The 18,032-nt window shown below is 41.2% G+C and carries 20 protein-coding genes; 3 read left to right on the top strand and 17 right to left on the bottom strand.

Features of this window, described 5'->3' with window-relative positions; genetic code table 11:
• Positions 1-7 precede the first annotated feature (7 nt).
• The 11 genes from ACYQ1I_RS17375 to yhfZ all read right to left on the bottom strand — a co-directional run bounded on the left by ACYQ1I_RS17375 (position 8) and on the right by yhfZ (position 10,572).
• The gene (locus ACYQ1I_RS17375) at positions 8-724 is read right to left on the bottom strand and encodes a hypothetical protein (protein ID WP_459767590.1); all 717 of its coding nucleotides are present in this window, start codon (positions 722-724) and stop codon (positions 8-10) included.
• A gap of 338 nt (positions 725-1,062) precedes the next feature.
• The gene (nagB, locus tag ACYQ1I_RS17380; RefSeq protein WP_459767592.1) at positions 1,063-1,836 is read right to left on the bottom strand and encodes a glucosamine-6-phosphate deaminase; all 774 of its coding nucleotides are present in this window, start codon (positions 1,834-1,836) and stop codon (positions 1,063-1,065) included.
• Positions 1,837-3,039 (bottom strand): phosphopentomutase, encoded by a 1,203-nt coding sequence (locus tag ACYQ1I_RS17385; RefSeq protein ID WP_459767594.1) that lies wholly within the window; start codon positions 3,037-3,039, stop codon positions 1,837-1,839.
• 11 nt (positions 3,040-3,050) lie between these two features.
• Positions 3,051-4,226: a YhfX family PLP-dependent enzyme gene (locus tag ACYQ1I_RS17390; RefSeq protein ID WP_459767596.1), complete on the bottom strand. Its 1,176-nt coding sequence runs from the start codon at positions 4,224-4,226 to the stop codon at positions 3,051-3,053.
• On the bottom strand, positions 4,227-5,330 hold the full coding sequence (locus ACYQ1I_RS17395; protein ID WP_459767598.1) for an aminotransferase class V-fold PLP-dependent enzyme: 1,104 nt from the start codon (positions 5,328-5,330) through the stop codon (positions 4,227-4,229).
• A 3-nt stretch (positions 5,331-5,333) separates the two neighbouring features.
• Positions 5,334-6,248 (bottom strand): phosphotriesterase family protein, encoded by a 915-nt coding sequence (locus ACYQ1I_RS17400; RefSeq protein WP_459767600.1) that lies wholly within the window; start codon positions 6,246-6,248, stop codon positions 5,334-5,336.
• A 17-nt stretch (positions 6,249-6,265) separates the two neighbouring features.
• Positions 6,266-7,378, bottom strand: coding sequence for a hypothetical protein (locus ACYQ1I_RS17405; RefSeq protein ID WP_459767602.1), 1,113 nt, complete (start codon positions 7,376-7,378; stop codon positions 6,266-6,268).
• Between the two features lie 71 nt (positions 7,379-7,449).
• Positions 7,450-8,730 carry a YhfT family protein gene (locus tag ACYQ1I_RS17410; protein ID WP_459767604.1) on the bottom strand — a complete coding sequence of 427 codons (1,281 nt, stop codon included), beginning with the start codon at positions 8,728-8,730 and terminating at the stop codon, positions 7,450-7,452.
• A 131-nt stretch (positions 8,731-8,861) separates the two neighbouring features.
• Complete coding sequence (locus ACYQ1I_RS17415; RefSeq protein WP_459767606.1) at positions 8,862-9,227, bottom strand: DUF2620 domain-containing protein; 366 nt, start codon at positions 9,225-9,227, stop codon at positions 8,862-8,864.
• Positions 9,228-9,245: 18 nt separating this feature from the next.
• Positions 9,246-9,611 carry a PRD domain-containing protein gene (locus tag ACYQ1I_RS17420; protein WP_459767608.1) on the bottom strand — a complete coding sequence of 122 codons (366 nt, stop codon included), beginning with the start codon at positions 9,609-9,611 and terminating at the stop codon, positions 9,246-9,248.
• Positions 9,612-9,663: 52 nt separating this feature from the next.
• The gene (gene yhfZ / locus ACYQ1I_RS17425) at positions 9,664-10,572 is read right to left on the bottom strand and encodes a GntR family transcriptional regulator YhfZ (protein ID WP_459767610.1); all 909 of its coding nucleotides are present in this window, start codon (positions 10,570-10,572) and stop codon (positions 9,664-9,666) included.
• A 640-nt stretch (positions 10,573-11,212) separates the two neighbouring features.
• On the opposite strand from yhfZ, the gene ACYQ1I_RS17430 reads away from it, so the two are divergent.
• The gene (locus ACYQ1I_RS17430) at positions 11,213-11,524 is read left to right on the top strand and encodes a YbjQ family protein (RefSeq protein WP_459767612.1); all 312 of its coding nucleotides are present in this window, start codon (positions 11,213-11,215) and stop codon (positions 11,522-11,524) included.
• Positions 11,525-11,682: 158 nt separating this feature from the next.
• Here the strand turns inward: ACYQ1I_RS17430 and ACYQ1I_RS17435 are convergent, their stop codons facing one another.
• Positions 11,683-13,473, bottom strand: coding sequence for an FAD-dependent oxidoreductase (locus ACYQ1I_RS17435; RefSeq protein ID WP_459767614.1), 1,791 nt, complete (start codon positions 13,471-13,473; stop codon positions 11,683-11,685).
• Positions 13,474-13,687: 214 nt separating this feature from the next.
• Positions 13,688-14,908 (bottom strand): MerR family transcriptional regulator, encoded by a 1,221-nt coding sequence (locus tag ACYQ1I_RS17440; RefSeq protein ID WP_459767616.1) that lies wholly within the window; start codon positions 14,906-14,908, stop codon positions 13,688-13,690.
• A 326-nt stretch (positions 14,909-15,234) separates the two neighbouring features.
• Here ACYQ1I_RS17440 and ACYQ1I_RS17445 point away from each other — a divergent pair, with 326 nt between their 5' ends.
• Positions 15,235-15,348, top strand: coding sequence for a transposase (locus ACYQ1I_RS17445; protein ID WP_459767618.1), 114 nt, complete (start codon positions 15,235-15,237; stop codon positions 15,346-15,348).
• Positions 15,349-15,530: 182 nt separating this feature from the next.
• Here ACYQ1I_RS17445 and ACYQ1I_RS17450 read toward each other — a convergent pair whose 3' ends face one another.
• Together ACYQ1I_RS17450 and ACYQ1I_RS17455 are read right to left on the bottom strand one after the other, a co-directional pair.
• A complete protein-coding gene (locus ACYQ1I_RS17450) occupies positions 15,531-16,073 on the bottom strand; it encodes an ankyrin repeat domain-containing protein (protein WP_459767620.1) in 543 nt (180 codons plus the stop codon).
• A gap of 13 nt (positions 16,074-16,086) precedes the next feature.
• On the bottom strand, positions 16,087-16,311 hold the full coding sequence (locus ACYQ1I_RS17455) for a GH-E family nuclease (RefSeq protein WP_459768197.1): 225 nt from the start codon (positions 16,309-16,311) through the stop codon (positions 16,087-16,089).
• Between the two features lie 208 nt (positions 16,312-16,519).
• Here ACYQ1I_RS17455 and ACYQ1I_RS17460 point away from each other — a divergent pair, with 208 nt between their 5' ends.
• The gene (locus ACYQ1I_RS17460; RefSeq protein ID WP_459767622.1) at positions 16,520-16,897 is read left to right on the top strand and encodes a hypothetical protein; all 378 of its coding nucleotides are present in this window, start codon (positions 16,520-16,522) and stop codon (positions 16,895-16,897) included.
• 249 nt (positions 16,898-17,146) lie between these two features.
• Here the strand turns inward: ACYQ1I_RS17460 and ACYQ1I_RS17465 are convergent, their stop codons facing one another.
• Positions 17,147-17,389 (bottom strand): hypothetical protein, encoded by a 243-nt coding sequence (locus ACYQ1I_RS17465; protein WP_459767624.1) that lies wholly within the window; start codon positions 17,387-17,389, stop codon positions 17,147-17,149.
• A gap of 173 nt (positions 17,390-17,562) precedes the next feature.
• The gene (locus ACYQ1I_RS17470) at positions 17,563-17,838 is read right to left on the bottom strand and encodes a transposase (RefSeq protein ID WP_459767626.1); all 276 of its coding nucleotides are present in this window, start codon (positions 17,836-17,838) and stop codon (positions 17,563-17,565) included.
• Between the last annotated feature and the right edge of the window lie 194 nt (positions 17,839-18,032).

Below are 18,032 nucleotides of genomic sequence, written 5' to 3' on the forward strand. Positions count from 1 at the left end.
GTTAGTATTAGTTCCTGTAATACAGAACCTGCATATGGTCACCCGTTAATTCTGCCGGCGATACAACTGTATCATAGGGGAACCGATCGATATTGACACCTGCATCATACCAGGCCCGCCACACCAGCTGTGAGCAATAAAAGCTAGAGGTGGTAAATTTGTTTAAAAAGAACCAGTTGTAAGGGGGCCTTGGATTTCTTGAAGCAATGGCCCTGGCATTATTCACCGCATTATTCCGTGTGGTACTGGTGCTGCCCTTGACCCGCAGTGCGTAGATTTTACTTAAGTTGTCCCAATAGCGATATTCATACTGAACACCATTTACTCCCGAAGGACTCTTGCTTTCCGGCCAGGATGAAATAGCCCATACCCCTCCACTGGTTTCTGCCAGAGAAGCATGTCCCACCAGGGCAAAATCAATTCCTGAGGTGGTTCCAGTAAAGGAAACAAAAACATCGCCGGGAGCAACACTACTGAGGGAGGCTGGCAAAACAACCGATTGCTTCGTCATTTTATCGGTTTTTTGAAGCTTTTCTTCAAACTCTTTAATGAGCCTGTACTGTAGGTCTTCATAGTATTTAGCGTCAACTTTCCCTGTTTCATCATATACAATTGTGTTGGCATAGGGACCCAAATAGATGCTTTCTTCCTGATGGGCCCAGGTGGTGAAGGTAAAGGTAAGGATGAGCACAAAGCAGCAGACAATACAGATTCCTTTTTTCATAAGCAATACCCCTTTCATTCTTTCAAATATTCTCGATTCCCTCTAATGATCAGCTTGGCTGTCAATATTATATTTCTGTCAGGTACCTTTTCTCCCATCAAAAGGTTTAATTGCAGTGGAGCTTTGGGAATAGTCCTCTGCAAAACCTGTGACAGCATATAACCTCAATAAAGAATACATTTTCTTAATAATATAGTTAATTTTTATTAATATATTATCATGAATAGTGAAATGCATGTGTCGAAAATTGTTATGAATATGTTATAATTCTTTTAACAAAATAAATCTCCATAAAAAAAAGAGGCCAAGGCCTCTACATTTTTGTAGACTATTTAAGTTTAAACATTTATTGCTTCTGCCCCGTAATGCTTCTTTAGCTTTAATTCATGACCGATCTCCTGGTCTACGATTACAACCACCTGGGGATGAACCTGTAGAATCGAAGCAGGCACCTGGGTACTCAGCTTACCCTCCAATAGCTTGGCAATCACCGGGGCCTTAGCCTTTCCAGCAGCTAATAATAGTATTTTTTTAGCCTTCAATATTCCCCCTAAGCCCATAGTTATAGCTTGGGTGGGAACTTCCTTAAGGGATGAGAAAAAGCGGCTGTTGGCCCTGATCGTCTCCTCCTTTAATTGGACCAGATGGGTATAAACATTTAAATTGGCAGAGGGCTCATTAAAGCCAACATGACCGTTTTCCCCAATCCCCAGGAGCTGTAAGTCAATTCCTCCGTGGGCCGTCAAAAGCTCATCATAGGCCCTGCATTCAGCCTCAAGGTCTTCGGGGGTTCCATTGGGAATATGGGTATTTTTAAGGTCTATGTTGATATGCTTAAATAGATTTTCCCTCATAAAATACCCGTAGCTTTGGGGATGAAGGGAATGAAGCCCATAATATTCGTCCAGGTTAAAGGTAACAATTCGAGAAAAATCCAGTCCCTCCTCCTGATGAATTCTAATCAGCTCCTGATAGGTACCCAGGGGGGTACTGCCCGTAGCCAGCCCAAGGACCCCATCGGGCTTCGATTGAACTGCTTCAGCAATAATCCTTGCCGCCAATTTACTTAATTCCTGATAATTCTCTGCTACCACGATTTTCACTTTATTCACCTACCTCATTAATTCAAAAAAGCCTGTACCGTTTTCTGGAGTCTGAACTCCAAAGTATTGGGCAATGGTTGAAGCAATATCTGAAAGGGTAGCCCTTTCCCCCAGATCCACAGCCCGAAGTCCTTTCCCGTAAGCCAACAGCAGGGTTTTTTCCCTAGTATGCTGACTATGGCCGATGGTCGGGTCGTTGCCATGATCTGCTGTAACAATGAGCAAGTCCTCCTCAGTCATTTTTTGTAACACTTCAACCAGTGATTGATCTACTATCTGAAGGATTCGTGCGTATTTTGCTGGGTCCTGACTGTGACCTGCCAGATCGGTTTCTTGAACAGTGGCGGCTATCAGTCCCTCTTTAAGCTGATCCATTTCCCTTAGAACATGTTCCATCACCAGGGCTGTTTCAACGGCGGGAACCTTTTTAGCCCCATCACAATGAATCACATCCTGCATCTTACCAATCAGTGAAACCTCCCTTTGACTTCGGGCTAATATCGTGCTGATTTGTTGGTCGGGTGAGACCCCATAGCCCAGGTGTATGGCACGATACCCCTTTTTATAAACTCCTGATTTGGGAGAATTGACACCGATCAGGCCGTCCTGTCGCCGCTCAACACTGTCGATAAGCTGCCGGGGGCTGACATCTTGGCCCCCCAGGGCAATCACACGATTTACCTTGACATTTTCCCTCACTACCCTGGCAATTTCCAAAACCTGTTCAAAGGAAATCACATCCAGGGCTCCTGATACATTATAAATCTGGCCATAATCCGTTTCAATATTGTCACCCACTATCACACAATCATTGACTAGCAAATAGGGCGTATCCCCATGGGGAATGGTAACCCCATAGCCTGCCTCCATCAAGGCCTTTTTTACCCTATCAATGGACTGAATAAAGGGCTCCATCAGGGGCTTCATGGGTCTGGTTCCCATGATTTCCTGATGCCCGGCATAGCTGTCGGCACCGTAGTGCATTAGGTTGAGTTTGCCATAACTGGCCATGGGTGCTATGGTTTTAAGGGCAGGATGCCCTAGGATATGATTAACACCTAAGGACTCCAGCACAGGCAGGTTTACATTTGTCGTATCAATAATGTGGTAAAAGGTATTGGCTTCTTGGTCCTGGGGCCTGACCAGGGCCGTATCCTCCATGGCCCCTACCCCCAGGCTGTCTAACACCAATAGAATAACTCTTTTTGCCATGGTATTCACCCCTATCTTAGTTTTTTGCCCAGGCTGTCATAAACGCCAACCAGCCTCGGCTTTCCATTTTGAATTCCCTCCACCAGGGCTACGTGGCTTCTGGTGACAAAAATTTGAGTTCGATAACTAAAAATTGCCGTATCACCAATGGCGGCAGGTCTATTTTTCATCACCAGGGCTCCGTAATAGTCAATATTTTCTGGTGAAATGGGATCAATTTCAAGTACATTTTCAACCATTGAATCAAAGCTGGAGCCCACCAGAGCCCCCTCGGCCCTGGATCTTCTGTAATGTCCGCCGCCATAGACGTAGGCCCTGCCGTCATAAATATGTGACACCTCACTGACATAGACCATAGAAGGAATCTCGGGCTGTTTTTCATAGGCATGAAGTGGGGTGGTACCTGTCAGGGCATGACCCGGTTCCCCATGGGTTACGCCCAACTGCTTTAATAGCGGAATGGAGTTTGCAGAAGTGGCACTGGGTCCATTAATCTGGAGAATTTGAATATCCAGCTCCTTCTGCAGAATATCCACAGACCGAAGCAGAGTATCGGCATTAGGGGTCTTTTCTACCATTTTTGTTTCACTATTAAACAGCAGGCAGGGAAACACCGTACAGCCTACAATTCTTACCCCCGGAATTTGCAATATTCTACGGGCGGAATCCAGCAGCAGCTCCTCCTTAAAGCCTCCCAACTGCCCTTCATAAATCATGTCATTTTTGCCCACCACCTTCAGCAAAATGTCTTGAACATACCCCTGTCTTGTGGCCTCGGCACCAACTTCCAGGGCCTTTTCCACTGAAAAAACAGTTACCACCTCCGGGCGAAAGGACAAAATTTTAGCCATTAACCCCCTTGGTATTTGAACCAAATGCCCCACATTTCCCAGGGCCACTCCAGCCTCTGCCAGGGTAACAGCTTCCCATGGGTCCACCGCCACAGCCCTTTCAATGCCCTCCTCTGCTATAAGCTTTGCCACCTCAGGATTTCTTCCAATTTGCTTTGTCATCATATAAAGTTGAATATCATGTCTTCTGGCCGTATCGGCCAGCAGCCGGGCATTTCCTCTGATGCTGTCTAAGTCAAGTAAATAGGTATTGGGGGCAATTTGTCCCTCTTGGTGAAGCTGTAAAGCCGTTTTGATTAATAACGGATTTTGCTCTATTGTCGCCTGTAAAAACATCTATTTGTCACCTGCTTCCAGGGCCTTTTCAAGGGAACCCTTCAAAAGGCCTATGATGGTATCTGCTCCAGAACGCATGGGGTTAATTCGGATCATATAATCTGCCAATGTAGGGTCGGCCTCAAGAAAGGTCCCCGACACTCGATAGAACATGGCAGTCACCTCGTACCTCGATTCTGCCCCCACCGGATAAGGGGCTGCCCCCAATTCAGCGGCCTCCTTTAACACAGCCTTGGCAATAGGTTTTTGGAACTTTACTAAAATTACCCTTGATTGGGCATTGGCAATGAAGGCAGATTCAATACCAGATATTTCTCCTTGATTTAGCCTTTCCACCACCTTATTTCCCTCTTCTGCCTGTATCGCCAAGGAAACAGGTGCATATACCAAAGAGCGAAGGGCTTCCATGGCTTCATGGCCCTGTACCTGGCTGCCACCGGAATAGTTTATTTTTCTAATCCTTTCAATAATGGTACCTTTTCCTACAATGCATCCGATCCCTTCGGGCCCTAAAAGCTTAAATAAAGAAAAGGCACTGGCATCGGCCCCCAGCTGTACCCCGATTTGGGCTGCCTTCATGACCACATAGTTATCATCCGTAAGAATTAATATGTCAGGATTCACCTGCTTCAGTGCCCTGATTACCTCACCCATATCGTAAGAATCTTCTACTTTTTGTCTTGAATATTGTATAATTGCCAGGGGAATATCAGGGTCGATTTTACTGATTTCCTCGGCTTGATTATAATCTACATATTGAGGTATTAAGCCCATAGCCTCAATAATGACTTTGGTAGTAGGATAGATGGGCGCCTTATGAACCACTATTTTTTCTCCGGCGGCCAACATAGCATTCATTACATTTCGTATGGCCCCTGTCCCGGCTCCCCTTACAAGGATTGCCGCCTCTGCATCAAAAAATTGGGCCAGGACTGCCTCCACCCTTCTGGTGGTACGGGGGCCTCCCATTCCGGGAACTACACCATAGTCGCCTCCCCTTAGAAATTCCTCTCCCTTAAAATGTTGATGAATGATATCTACCAGCTGGAACTGTTTTTGCTTTGCTTCTTCCAGGGTCATTGTTTGAATTGGATATGTTTTCATGTTCTACCTCCTTACCCCCAGAAATCGTCTTGGATTTTCAATGAGCATTTCATCAACCTGCTCCTGGGTAATGCCTGCCTGTCGTAATTTAGGAATAAAGCTGTCTACCAAATAGCTATAGCCGATCCCCCCATTGCATTTTAAATGGGATTTTCGTGTAAGATCCTCCGATAGCATGATTTGCTTCAGGTGTCCCCGCTTAATTAAGGCTTGAATATGGTCAACCCGCTTTTCATCGGGCTGGTAATTCACCTTTCCTACCGTATCAAAGGCCATATAGCAGCCTGTATCGGCAATTCTAAGGTGATAATCCAAGTCACTGCTTAAATCTAAGTGACCAATTATAACCCGCTCGAGGGAGACATTATTATTTTGAAAAAATTCTATTTGCTCCAGGGCCATGGTTCCCAGGGTGGTATGGGTAGAAATTGGGCGTCCTGTTTCGTGGTGGGCCCGTACTGCCACCCGAAATACCTTTTGCTCCATAGGGGTGAATTGATTATGACTGGAGCCAATTTCCCCAATCACATGGGCCTTCACCTCCGTACCATCTATCCCCTTTATCATGTCTTGAATCAAGAGCCTGCTTAAGGTTTCCTCCTCCATTTCATATACATATTGGGGAAGAAAGGGCTCCTTGTAAAAGCCCGTACTGGCAATCACCTTGATCTTTGCCTCCTTGGCAGCACGGATTAAAGCAGCTACATCCCTTCCCATGCCTCGATTGGTAACCTCCACCAGGCTGTCGATTCCCTTTTCTTTTAGCTCCTTTAGCTCTGCAATTACTCCATCGAGGTCGTTATAGTTGGTATCAGGGTTATTCTTAACACCTGACAGATCAATTTTAATATGTTCATGAATATAGGTTCTGCCCAGTTCAGCAGCTTTGATTTCACCTGTAACCGTTTGAATCATCATTTAGTTCCCTCCTTTATTTAAAGAAAGCCCTGCCCTGAGCCACCCTGAATAAAATATCGTTCAAATAAAGCAGGCGGTTTAAAATAGCTTTGTAGCACATTGCCCAGGGCAATGACCCGGCTTCCGGCCCCGATGCCCCTGGGGCCCATGAGTAATAATCCTACCCCCAGGTCCTCTGTGGGAAGGGTAACAGCGGTGGCATCCACCATATTGGCCACCTTCAAAAGGTATTTTCCGCCCCTTTGCTGTAAATCCGCCCCCGTGGGGCCCCATTGACCCAAAACTGAATCACCGCTGCCATATAGGTCTATGGGCCCCTCCGCCGTCAAAATCATATCAACTCCTGCTTCGAAAAGGGCCTTTACGCAGTCGATCATGTCCTGCCGGGACACCAGGCCCTGGATGTCAAACTCCATCCATCGAATCCAGTCCCTTGTTCTTTCTAAAACCCTTTGCAGGTATTCCACCATATCCCTTCCATTGGGAAGGATTCCCTGGCCTGCCTTGGGAATTGCAACGGTGATTGACTCCTTTTTCAGGCTGTTTTCTACAATGGCTAAATCCAGGTCTAATAGCTGGGAAGCTGCCCCTTTGCACAACTGAAAATCATGGGAAATCAACCCAATTCCCGGAAGAAAGGATAGATTGTCGGTGGATCTTCGAGGAATGCTGCCCCTAAGGCCCATTCCCTTTGCCATAATGGAATAGAGGCCCGTACTAATGGCTGGGGCCAGTACCGAACCGCCACCATCGGTGCCCAGGGACAAGTCATTAATACCCCTTAAAATATTGACACAGCCTCCGCTAGTTGAGCCTGTCATGACTTTACCAGTCAGGGGATTTAATAAATCAACGTCAATCGCTCTGCCGCCCCTTGCCATTTTATCAATGGTATGAAACAGAAACCCCGGCACCTGCTGCAGCTTTTCTACCATAGCCCTTGGAATTTGATGAGTATCCTTTACACCAAAGGGCACCAGCGTACAATGGGGATTTTCTGTTAAAGCCATCACAGCCTCCTCTATAATTTCTTCCCGCATATAGACAACGCTTTTACCCTGTTGTTCTTTGGCCGCCAGCATACCAGTCATTAAGCGTTTCATCTGTAAAACCTCATTTTTTATCTGCATTATCTCTTGCCACCTTTGTTTGATAAAGCCAAGGAATTAACCTTGGCTTTATCTAATTTAATTAAGGTATTTTATACCGGCGGTGTGAATAACCCCACAAGGCTTAGAATATTTGCCAATACGCCCACCAATATGGCTGCCACCGGTCCAATTGCCATTCGAACCACTGGTCGGTTGGCGATTTCATTTAAGATATATAGCCCTACCACCACAAAGAATCCAATTCCCGGGGCAATGGCATTGGCAGCATTCATCCCGCCCACCAGCAAGGCTATTTCCAATAGCTTTGACATGGCAGTTCTTATATTTTCTCCCGATTTTCTAATACCAGGGAATTTATCAAGGAATCGGGCGATTCTATCTAGTAAAAATACCTCAAGCCCAATTACTGCCGCCCCTGCAATGGTTGCCAGAATCGGATTTCTAATGAATAAGCCTGTTACAAAGACAAAGGTCATTCCTGCAGGGCCATAGACTCCTGTTGCAATGGCAGTGGAGGCAATTAAGGGAATAAAACCAATTCCTCTGGCCAAGGCTGCAAAGCCCGCATCGGCTATTTGTCCTTCCCCCATAAGATTTAGTGAAATGGGGTCACCGGCCAGCATATTTAATGAGGTTGCCAGGGAGATTAAAGCCCCCATCACCATTAAAATTGGTGCGTTGCTTTTAATCCTTTTCACTCTTTCACTAAAAATAGCCACCAGGTCAACGCTTTCTTCCTCTGACTTTTCTGACATGGCATAGAATAACAATACTGCCATCCCCACAATCAGGGCAGCACCTTCAGGGTTGATGGTGATGGCTGCCCCCCCCAATTGAATGGGACTGACTATGATGGCAATTTGTCTGGCAATTACCGAAACAACTAGGTTTAATAGCCCCTTCTTGGCTCCATACTGGTAGCCTGTTGCCAGGGCTGGGAAGGCTGCAAAGGCCACTACAACAGGGTTACCCACTTGCCCTAGGCTATCCATAAAGTTAACGGGAAGCAGAGAAAAGGCATTGACGATACTTTCCAGACCCAGTAAAATACCAATTCCATAGAGGGCCCCAACAGCACCGGCTATGAATACGCCCTTCTTGCCATCGGGTGAAGATGTACCTATGATATCAGTTCCAAGCAAAATACTATGGATTAGTAAAATACTGGCTGTTAATGAAAAGGGTATACCAAACCCAATTACAAGACCAAAGCCCATGGCAAAGGAGGTGGCCGCCAGCTCTTTTCTGGTCATTCTGCCTTCAGCATGCTCTGGTACAATGGGGCGGAGTCCGTCATTGAAGACAGCGATTCCTTTGTTGGCCATAATTGAAGCCAGGGCACCTATTAAAGCAATAACGATTATTTTCATCATGATCCCCTCTTTTTGTTTATTTTTTTCCCTAGAAGTTCATCACTGTACCATCTGGTTATTTCTTTGGAGGTTGAAAGATATCTTAAAAGGAATAACCAGGATAGTACTAAAATAAGATGTTAAGCGGTCTAATGCTTTTTCATAAGTTCTTCCATAATTTTAGTCACAGCAGCTTCATAGTGATCCCCTGTAAAACCAAAGGCCACCTTTCCTGCTGCCACTGCAGATGTAATTTCTTCATCCTTTGGAGGCTTTCCAGGCATGGATACAGTTGCACATTTCTCTCTTGTTAAGAGGGCCATGGCCATACTCAGGGCTCCACCTCCACCGGTATGACAAGCACCTAAATAGTAGTCTGCCTTACCTGTCTTAACATCACTGGCGGCTTGAATATCAGATTTCACCTGAACATCCACCTCTTCACCCCCCAGCTTTTTAACTAGGTCGGCGATGCTTTGCTTTTCTACCTGTCCACCTACTACAACTTTAATCATTACATTTCCCTCCTTTCCCTATTGGTCTTTATTGAGTAAACTGCATAAATGTAATGCAATATATCCCTTTTCTGAATCAGGCAGCTTTATTTGTAGCTTTTCCTCCAGCTGCTGATAAAATTCTGGTAAATCTCTATAAACTTGATTTTCCTGTAGCTCCTTCAAAATCATTGCATCCATCTTTTCAATTGTTTCATGTCTTTTAATCCTGGCCAGGGCCATGGCTAGATGAGTCACCAGCATGGCACCATTGTCTTCATGAATTTCAACTGCATACTTTTTTTCAATGGATTCTATAAATTCAACCACTGCCGATGCAATTGTCTGATCAATCTCCTTAGCCTCCACTAAAATTGTCAGTCGGTCCCTTAATGCTGTATTCATTTTTGATCACTCCATTCAATGTACATTTTTTTGTATATTAATCATAAAAAAATTAATAAACAGGAATCATTTCATTTTTTATGACCTTATCCTGAAGCATTTCAATTTCACAAACGTTGACAAAACGGCTGAATATTTCCTTTAGCTCATTGTTATTGACTACAATGGCTGCAATGGTATCATCCTTGGCAATTTTCTGGGTTTTGGGATTGCTAAGGGGCTGTACATTAAAGTCAAAGTTCTGCTCTTCAATTTCGTCACCATTCCATATGGCTACGTCAATTTCGTTGCTTTTTAGTTTATGCAAAATTTGATTATATGATACCTCAATATAGGCTACATCAATTCCTTCACATTCGTAATTGGTTAAAATAATTTGATCCACCGAAACGGGGTCAATGGCCACCCTCATACCATCACGAATTTGCGTTTCTCCCTTTTCTCTGAATATTATGACATGATTACGTACATAGCTGCCTTCCTTAAACTGGGATACCAACTTTAGACCAGGAAACTTCTTCATCTCTATTTCTGCCGTCAGCTTCGACATAATGGCAAAATGGTATCGATCCATATTCAGAGCTTCAATTCTTTTGCTGGAACCCCTCATAAAGGCTAAGCTAAAGGGTATATTGGCTTCTTCAAAGGCCTTATAAAGACCCGTTGCCAGCCCCTCATAACGCTTTGAATAGGGTAAGGGCATTACTCCCATAATAGGCCCCATATCTGTAATTTCCCATAGCTTTTTATGGTCAATGGATGTAATAAAGGTTCCTAAATGGCCCCTGGCCTCTAATTTTATACCATTAACTGATTGTAGGAATTTAAAGGCCGATTGTACCGTCCCCCTGCTGCTTTCAAATGCTTTGGCATATTGCTCTACCGTTTTAATTCGGTCGCCTTCATCATAGCTTAATAATTCCTTGGCTAAATTCATTGTAATTCGGCCATTTTTTGACATTAAATTTTTTCTAAAGTCTCCCACCCTGAACAACCTCTCTTCAAAATACAATAATTTGTATATTGTAGTTTGATTGTATCATAGAATTTTTTTCAGGGCAACGGTTAATTGTATTTTTGCCTACAAGGATGTTATTAATATATTAGAAGGTGTTTATTTTTCACTTTACTTATTCTATTTTTGGAACTATAATTAATAGTAGAATAAATTGAAGTGCAGTATTTAGAAAAGGTATCATGTGGTAAATACTATAGCTTCCCTTTAAGAAATCCAAATTGAAACCCATACCATCACAAAAGAATAAGAATAGCTACAAAAGATGAATTTAAAATTATGCAATCCGCTTTTAGATTATATTTCAGTTGCTATTATGCAGTAGTAGCTTCCTTGAAAGAATCAACGACAATAATTATATTTTACGAGGTGAAAACCAATATGCACTTGAAGAAAATGATTGCCCCCATCGTGATAACTGCTATCATATTATTATACTATATCGGATTTATAATTGCCTGTATCTTTCTAGATGGTATTCCATTGTACGGTAAAATATTAGGGAGTGTGATTCCTCTGCTTTTAGCCGGGATTTGCATATACGTTCTTGTGGAACGAATTAAAGAAATAAGGAGTGGTGAGGAAGATGATCTTAGTAAATACTGATTACATTACAGGGAAAGAGTTTGAAATGCTTGGTCTTGTAAAGGGCAGCACAATCCAATCCAAAAACATTGGTCGTGATATTACCCAAGGGTTTAAAACCATAGTCGGTGGAGAGCTAAAAGCCTATACCGAAATGATGAACGAAGCAAGGGCTCTTGCTACCAAACGTATGGTCGCTGAGGCAGAGGAATTGCAGGCAGATGCCATTATCAATATTCGATATGCTTCCGCAGCGGTTACACAGGGTGCAGCCGAGGTTATGGCCTACGGTACTGCAGTTAAATTTAAATAAATATTTACTCTTTATAAAATGAACGTACCGAGTACATAAAAATTTTTCTATGGATATGCACTACTCGTGAAAGGGTTTGTCATAGAGGCTATACCCTAGTAAAATAAAAGCAATCAAAAAGCAGAAGGGTCTGAAGAAATCCTTCTGCTTTTTAAAGCCTATTTTAAGCTTTGCGCTGCATGCTCTCCGGCTAAACGTCCACTAGTTAGTGCAAATTGAACAGCACTTCCTGACATGTATACTTGGTTATAGATCCTTTTATTGGCATTTTCTCCCGCTGCATATAAATTGTTAACAACAGAACCATCTTCCCGTAGAACCTGGAAGCTATCGTTAGTTTTTACACCAGCAAATGTTCCCATTGTTCTTGGATATAATTTTACCGCATAGTATGGCGCTTTTTCAACAGCAATTAAGTGTTGTGCTTCTTTACCCATTTTATCCTCGCCTGCTGCTGCACCTTGATTATATTCTTTCATTGTTTGTATAAAGGTATCGACAGGTACCCCCATCGCTTCAGCTAATCCTTCAAAGCTGTCAGACTTTACAACTTCATCTGTAGAAATTGCTGCTTCAAGAGAATCTATCAGGTTTGTATTTGCATCTGCAGAATCAATAATTGCCCATCTTGAGTCTTGATCTATAAGTTTGTTTGTTGCAACTGCATAGTGAATTTGTTCGTTCATGAAACGTTCTCCTTCACCATTTACATATATTTTAGTCCAGTCCATACCTAGAGCCCCTGTTCCGCTCACCTTTGTAGCAACGCCTACCCCCATCACCCATGGTTCTTCGTATAGCGCAGCTCCTACCTCTTCTGCCATGACAATTCCATCGCCCGTACTACCGGCTGATGCAATACTTAGCTCTGCTGTACCGGCGGCTTCAGGAATATATGTCTCTAAAAGCTCTTCGTTTTTAGCATATCCGCCAGCAGCCAAAATCACCTTTTTGGCATGAACGGTTATCTTTCCATCTTTTCCCTCTGCAACTACCCCTATCACATTCCCCTCATTATCGGTTAGTAATTCTGTAGCCTTGGTTTCTGTAAGAATTTCAATTCCTTTATCCAACAGGAATTTCTCAATATTTTGAGTTAAAGTAGTTCCACCCTTTATATCATCATCCTTAGGGAAATGAATTCTAGGTGCTGTATCCACTCCAAATCCTTCTACTCTATCATATTGATGGCCTACATAATCAACTAACCATTCTGTAGTTACAACGGCTGCATCCATAAATTTATCTACAAAGTCATAATCCGGATACTTACCATTTGGGTTACTTGTAGCCTGGCGCTCTTTCCAAAGCGTCATCCAAGATTTTTTACTGTCATTAATTCCTAATTCCTCCTGGAATCTTGTACCTGTAGCTGAAATGCCGCCGCCAGATAAAGCAGTAGAACCTCCAACAGTGGCAAGCTTTTCTAAAACAATAACCTCAGCACCATTTTCATAAGCAGAAGCAGCGGCCGCCAAGCCGGCCCCACCGGCGCCCACAACAACTACATCCGTAGTTAATTCTACATCATTTTTAGCAGCATCCTTATCGCCTTTATTCGCTTTAAGGGCTTCTACATCTCCCTCTGCCTGCACAACCGCATCTTCAATAGCAGCTAAAAGTGCTTTAGAGGTAACGGTTGCTCCGGCTACTGTATCAACAGCCAAGGTTTGACCCTCTACAACTGCTTTTGGAATACGCTCAATCGGTGCATCACTGATTCCGGCAGATTCGCTGTGTTCTAATACATTGATGGACTCGATTGATTGATCACTAAAGACTACCTCAACTTTAATGTCTCCATTATGGCCTGCCGCTGTGGCTGTGTAAGTTCCTGCCTTATAGATTGTCTCACCTGTATTTGATTCAGGCTGAGAGCAGGCAGCTAATCCCAAAATCATCACGAAGCATAGTAAGAGAGACAATTGCTTAAATAATTTAAATTTCATATTCTTCCTCCCGTTAATCTAATTTTAATCCCTCTGCCAAGCATAAGCAAAGGTTTGCATGGTTTGTTATTTAACTAACCATGCTAGTCTACAATTTTATTTTATTACCTCGAGTTAAGCCTATGTCAAGAAGCGAATATATACTGCTGAAACAAAAAAACTTGGAGTTAACTCCAAGTTTTTTAAAGAAAGTAAATTATCGATATACTTTGCATTACTTCCTCCCTGCGTAGACCATTCGATACCGTTCGATAGCATTAAGCTCTTTATCAGAATGGCTGTTTTCAACAATTGGTCCGATATCCATCAGTTCCAAGTTCTGCAAGCCTTTGGCTTCTAGCCTTTCTAGAATTCTTTCACGAACAAGCAGCTCTCCTGCTAAACCAGGATGGGAAGTCATTTTAGAATTAGACCCGGCATAAAGATAATTACCGACTAATAATCCCTTATCCTTTATCAGAGGATAAACATAATCCAACAGAAACTCCCCATGGGATTGGGCGAAGGCCCTTGTCATGTGGGCATCCACAGCTATGTCAATAGAGGCTTTGGCAATGGGTAGGCGATTAAGATCACAGCATAAAAAGATAAAATGCTGATGATCATAGTACATTTCCAGGTTTCTTTTCAGGTAAAGCAGCCGCTCCAGATCATATTCCACGAGGATATAGGTACTATTAGGCGACAGATATTTAATATACTGCAGCAAAAAAAAGCCAACACAGTTATCCAGCTCTAAAATAAATTCCGTCTGAATTTGCTGATATTTATTAATATATTCAACCAGCGTTGCCATTCCCTTATAAATAAAGTTCACATGGACATGGGAGCTGTTATTTAAAAACTCTTCTTTTGAAGGCATTTTTTTGCCATACAGCATTTTAGTACGAACGGCGGATTCATCAATTAATACCCCGTGGTTGATGTTAACCTGGTAACCGCATTTGCAGTGAATGTTGGCCTTCATAATCATATTATCATGAATCGTACCATCAGAAATATTTAAGGACCTTTGGCAAAGGGGACAAACCAGTATTTTCAGCGCAGACATGGGAATTCCTAATTTATCTCCCTTTTCCACCCCCTGCTGCTTCATTTCGTCAATTCTAAGCGTTAAATACTCCTTCATTTTATTATACTTAACCAGCTCTTTATCAACCTTTTCCTTTTTAGCTTCTAAAAAAGGTAAATACAGTTTTCTGAATACATCTGTATTGGTACCGCTTATTCTTTGAAAGGACAGGATTTTTTGAATATCAGTCAGTGAAAAATCCAGCTGCTTCAGCTCCATAATTTGCTCCATATCTTTGCTATCAGATTCACTAAATTGATATTGTCCGCCCTTTTTCTTAGTAACAAGGAGCCCTATATCCAAATAATATCGAATTGTATCCTGGGTTACCCCATGCTTTTCTGAAAATTTACCAATTCTCATTATATTCTCCTTCTGTATCTTAAAATTCTGGCATTTGTTAACCATAGTTTACTATATATATTTTTTCTTTGCAAAAGTAGATTTAACCCATTATATTAAATTAAACCATAATAACATTTATGATTTTTGAATTACCCTCTCAATCATGATGCATCCATAAGCACTATCGTCAATTGATATACTTATATGTTTCTTAAAGCACTTATCAGGGTTAGAAAAATTTTTAGGTTTTCCTTTAACTTGTTCCTAGTTAAACTTTGATGTTTAGTATATAAGAGTGGACACGAAAAATTGAACAGATTACAACACAAAGGAGATGTTCAACAATGTCCAAAAACGGTAACAGATATTCAGATGAATTTAAACAACAAATCGTTGACCTCTATCGTACTGAAACACCGGTATCGGAACTTAGCAGCGAATATGGCGTATCTGTATAACAATTTATGGTTGGATTAAAAAGCTTTCTCCTGTCAAGATTTCTCCATTAATAATTAGAAAATCTTTTTGGGTTACTTATATATTCATCATCAATCTCTGATAATACATTCCACCCGTTTAATTTGGAATAGGAATTCCATTGAATACATTTCTTGAAACCATAAATCCACCGTATAAATGATTAATGTCTTTCACTTTCATACTCCTCTACTATATTAATAAACCCATTCCTCCATGAATATTCTTTCGCATAGTCGATACATGACTTATTGAATTCATCTTTTAAATTGTAGTCAGCACCTTTTTTCAATAAGTATTGATATATTTTTTTCATATCATCTGTAGAATTTTTATTAACAGTAATTGCATATTTTAAAGGGATAGCCTTAAATTTATCCAAACCATTTATATCAACTCCGTTGTCAATTAATATTTTTACCACCTCTAGTGTATAACTATTTGAAGCACGAAGTACATTAAAAAAGAATGTATGCAAGGCATTCCTTTTGTATTTTGGATCAGTAAAACTAATATCTATTCCTTTAGCAACTAAAAATTTTATAATCTCAAGCTTACTTTCCTCATATTTATCGTTTAACACTACTGTTGAAAGTAAATTTAACTTTGTATACGGATTAATTTGATTTACATTTCCATTATAATACTTTTTAAAGTCCTCAACAGTTCCTTCTAATACTGCATCAAATACATTAGTAATTTTCATGTATACTTCACTCCTACTCGTATTTATGACTACAATTTGCTGAGGGTAATTCTAACCTATAATTTTCAGCATTATATTGAAATTCTTTTAAGTCTTCTATTGTTATTTCGCCATTTTTATACTTGTTAAACATTTCATTATAGGATTTCCCCTGCTTGTATCCGAAATCAACCTTACCCTTTCTAGGTTCTCCAGGCTTCCAATCGATTATCTCACCCGAATTAGGGTCACGTAAAATTCCATCAGGGTCAACTTGATTATTATATACATTTTGCTCAAATTTTTTCTATAGCTGTTTATCCCAACTCTTCCCCTCCATCGCCTCCATAAAGGCCACCTGCTGTTGATTCTTTGAAAGTTCTGGAGTATCCATCATTGGCGCTATTCAGGGGTACTTCTACATTCCCTGCTGCCAGTGAATCATGCCGCCCATAATGATACTATCAATGGAATTGATCAGTTGGTTTGCCCTTTGGGTGAAGGTTTCTCCTACTTTTTTGGCAGCTTTTTGTACCCCTCCCAGGGCTTCTTCTCCGAATTGTCTGCTGGTATTTCCTACTTTTTGTGCCGTCTATGTTGTTGAGAATTTTGTTGGCTCCTTTTTTGAGCCATGGGGCTACGTTGTTTACTTTGTTGGCTATTTTGCCTCCAAGATTTTCTGCCCATTTAGCGTTAAATGCCCATGCTACGGTGGCTCCCACGAGTCCGTCAAACAGTGCTACCCAGGGTTGATTCCTTCTTCCGACAGGGCTTGTCTGACGCAGCTTTCAAAGGCGTTGCTTACACCTCCTAGGATCATCTTTGTAAAAAGAAGGGGCATCTAATATTCTATCACTACAATATTCTACAAACAACTCATCATAATTTACACCATTATTTAATACAAATTCCTTTGATAAAAAACTATTTTACATATTTCAATACCTCCGGATAAAAATGTGTTCCGTTTATAATGTGCTCACAATGTGGACATCTAGGTACTGGCATTCCAGCTTGTCCAATACTTTTTCCTAGTTATTTTTATACTTAATAACATTAAGCATTATTTGTACTAATCTCAGCCGCTTCTCTTGCTAATAATACTTCATTTGAAGCATATATCTCCGCATGTGATCCGCTCCTATAGTTTTTTGGTATCCACTTAATATATCTTGCGGCATATTATTTATTCTGTCTCTGATAATTGGATGCAGGAACTTTCCATTAATGTTATTTATGCCAAAGTAGTATTTTCCAGTCTTAATATCATAAACTCCAGTGATATTTTTCATCTGTTTATGGATTTTGGGAGATCCATATCTGCCCTTACTTTCCATATAGATTCGAAGGATATGCTCTTTAATTAGTTTGTTTTCAATGATTCTAGGAGATTCCTTAGGCTTTTGAAAATCGTAATAAGAACTACGAGGAACACCTAAGGTTTCACAGACTGATTTTATAGGATATTTGCTAGATATAATATCTATTGTCTCGAAGATGCTACTTTTATCTATTTTTTCGCTAATATGGCCATAGCCTTTTTTAAGATTTCATTTTCCTGTTCTATCTGTGCAATTTTCTTCTTGAGTTCAGCAATTTCACGAGGACTTAGAGAATTTTCATCGGTAGGATCAGTAGGGGTTAGATCCTTAACCCATCTTTGTATTGTTGTAGCTGTTACGCCATATTCGCTTTCGAGACTCTTGAAAGTATGATTAGTTGTATTGTAGAGATCAACTAGCATTCTTTTAAAATCATCATCATATCGTTTACCGTTTTGTTTCATTTGGACACTTCCTTTCAGATATAAATATTATATCCTACTTTTCGTGTCCATGCTTTTATACTAACACCATTTTATTTTCTATTTTTCCTTTGATATATGCCATTATTGTTAGACTTTTATGCATACAATGTTGATTAATTTATTTCTATAATATATACAGGAACATCTTATTAATTGAGTCGCATCGAAAATTT

It is taken from the genome of Alkaliphilus crotonatoxidans, from assembly GCF_054658015.1.

What these genes read in the sequence shown, in the direction of transcription:
- ACYQ1I_RS17470 (WP_459767626.1), bottom strand. Translation starts at nt 17,838, where the DNA reads ATGAAACAAAACGGTAAACGATATGATGATGATTTTAAAAGAATGCTA.
- ACYQ1I_RS17435 (WP_459767614.1), bottom strand. Translation starts at nt 13,473, where the DNA reads ATGAAATTTAAATTATTTAAGCAATTGTCTCTCTTACTATGCTTCGTG.
- ACYQ1I_RS17375 (WP_459767590.1), bottom strand. Translation starts at nt 724, where the DNA reads ATGAAAAAAGGAATCTGTATTGTCTGCTGCTTTGTGCTCATCCTTACC.
- ACYQ1I_RS17420 (WP_459767608.1), bottom strand. Translation starts at nt 9,611, where the DNA reads ATGAATACAGCATTAAGGGACCGACTGACAATTTTAGTGGAGGCTAAG.
- ACYQ1I_RS17415 (WP_459767606.1), bottom strand. Translation starts at nt 9,227, where the DNA reads ATGATTAAAGTTGTAGTAGGTGGACAGGTAGAAAAGCAAAGCATCGCC.
- ACYQ1I_RS17460 (WP_459767622.1), top strand. Translation starts at nt 16,520, where the DNA reads ATGGAATTGATCAGTTGGTTTGCCCTTTGGGTGAAGGTTTCTCCTACT.
- yhfZ (WP_459767610.1), bottom strand. Translation starts at nt 10,572, where the DNA reads ATGTCAAAAAATGGCCGAATTACAATGAATTTAGCCAAGGAATTATTA.
- ACYQ1I_RS17405 (WP_459767602.1), bottom strand. Translation starts at nt 7,378, where the DNA reads ATGCAGATAAAAAATGAGGTTTTACAGATGAAACGCTTAATGACTGGT.
- ACYQ1I_RS17445 (WP_459767618.1), top strand. Translation starts at nt 15,235, where the DNA reads ATGTCCAAAAACGGTAACAGATATTCAGATGAATTTAAACAACAAATC.
- ACYQ1I_RS17440 (WP_459767616.1), bottom strand. Translation starts at nt 14,908, where the DNA reads ATGAGAATTGGTAAATTTTCAGAAAAGCATGGGGTAACCCAGGATACA.
- ACYQ1I_RS17430 (WP_459767612.1), top strand. Translation starts at nt 11,213, where the DNA reads ATGATCTTAGTAAATACTGATTACATTACAGGGAAAGAGTTTGAAATG.
- ACYQ1I_RS17410 (WP_459767604.1), bottom strand. Translation starts at nt 8,730, where the DNA reads ATGAAAATAATCGTTATTGCTTTAATAGGTGCCCTGGCTTCAATTATG.
- ACYQ1I_RS17390 (WP_459767596.1), bottom strand. Translation starts at nt 4,226, where the DNA reads ATGTTTTTACAGGCGACAATAGAGCAAAATCCGTTATTAATCAAAACG.
- ACYQ1I_RS17465 (WP_459767624.1), bottom strand. Translation starts at nt 17,389, where the DNA reads ATGGAAAGTAAGGGCAGATATGGATCTCCCAAAATCCATAAACAGATG.
- ACYQ1I_RS17400 (WP_459767600.1), bottom strand. Translation starts at nt 6,248, where the DNA reads ATGATGATTCAAACGGTTACAGGTGAAATCAAAGCTGCTGAACTGGGC.
- ACYQ1I_RS17385 (WP_459767594.1), bottom strand. Translation starts at nt 3,039, where the DNA reads ATGGCAAAAAGAGTTATTCTATTGGTGTTAGACAGCCTGGGGGTAGGG.
- ACYQ1I_RS17395 (WP_459767598.1), bottom strand. Translation starts at nt 5,330, where the DNA reads ATGAAAACATATCCAATTCAAACAATGACCCTGGAAGAAGCAAAGCAA.
- ACYQ1I_RS17450 (WP_459767620.1), bottom strand. Translation starts at nt 16,073, where the DNA reads ATGAAAATTACTAATGTATTTGATGCAGTATTAGAAGGAACTGTTGAG.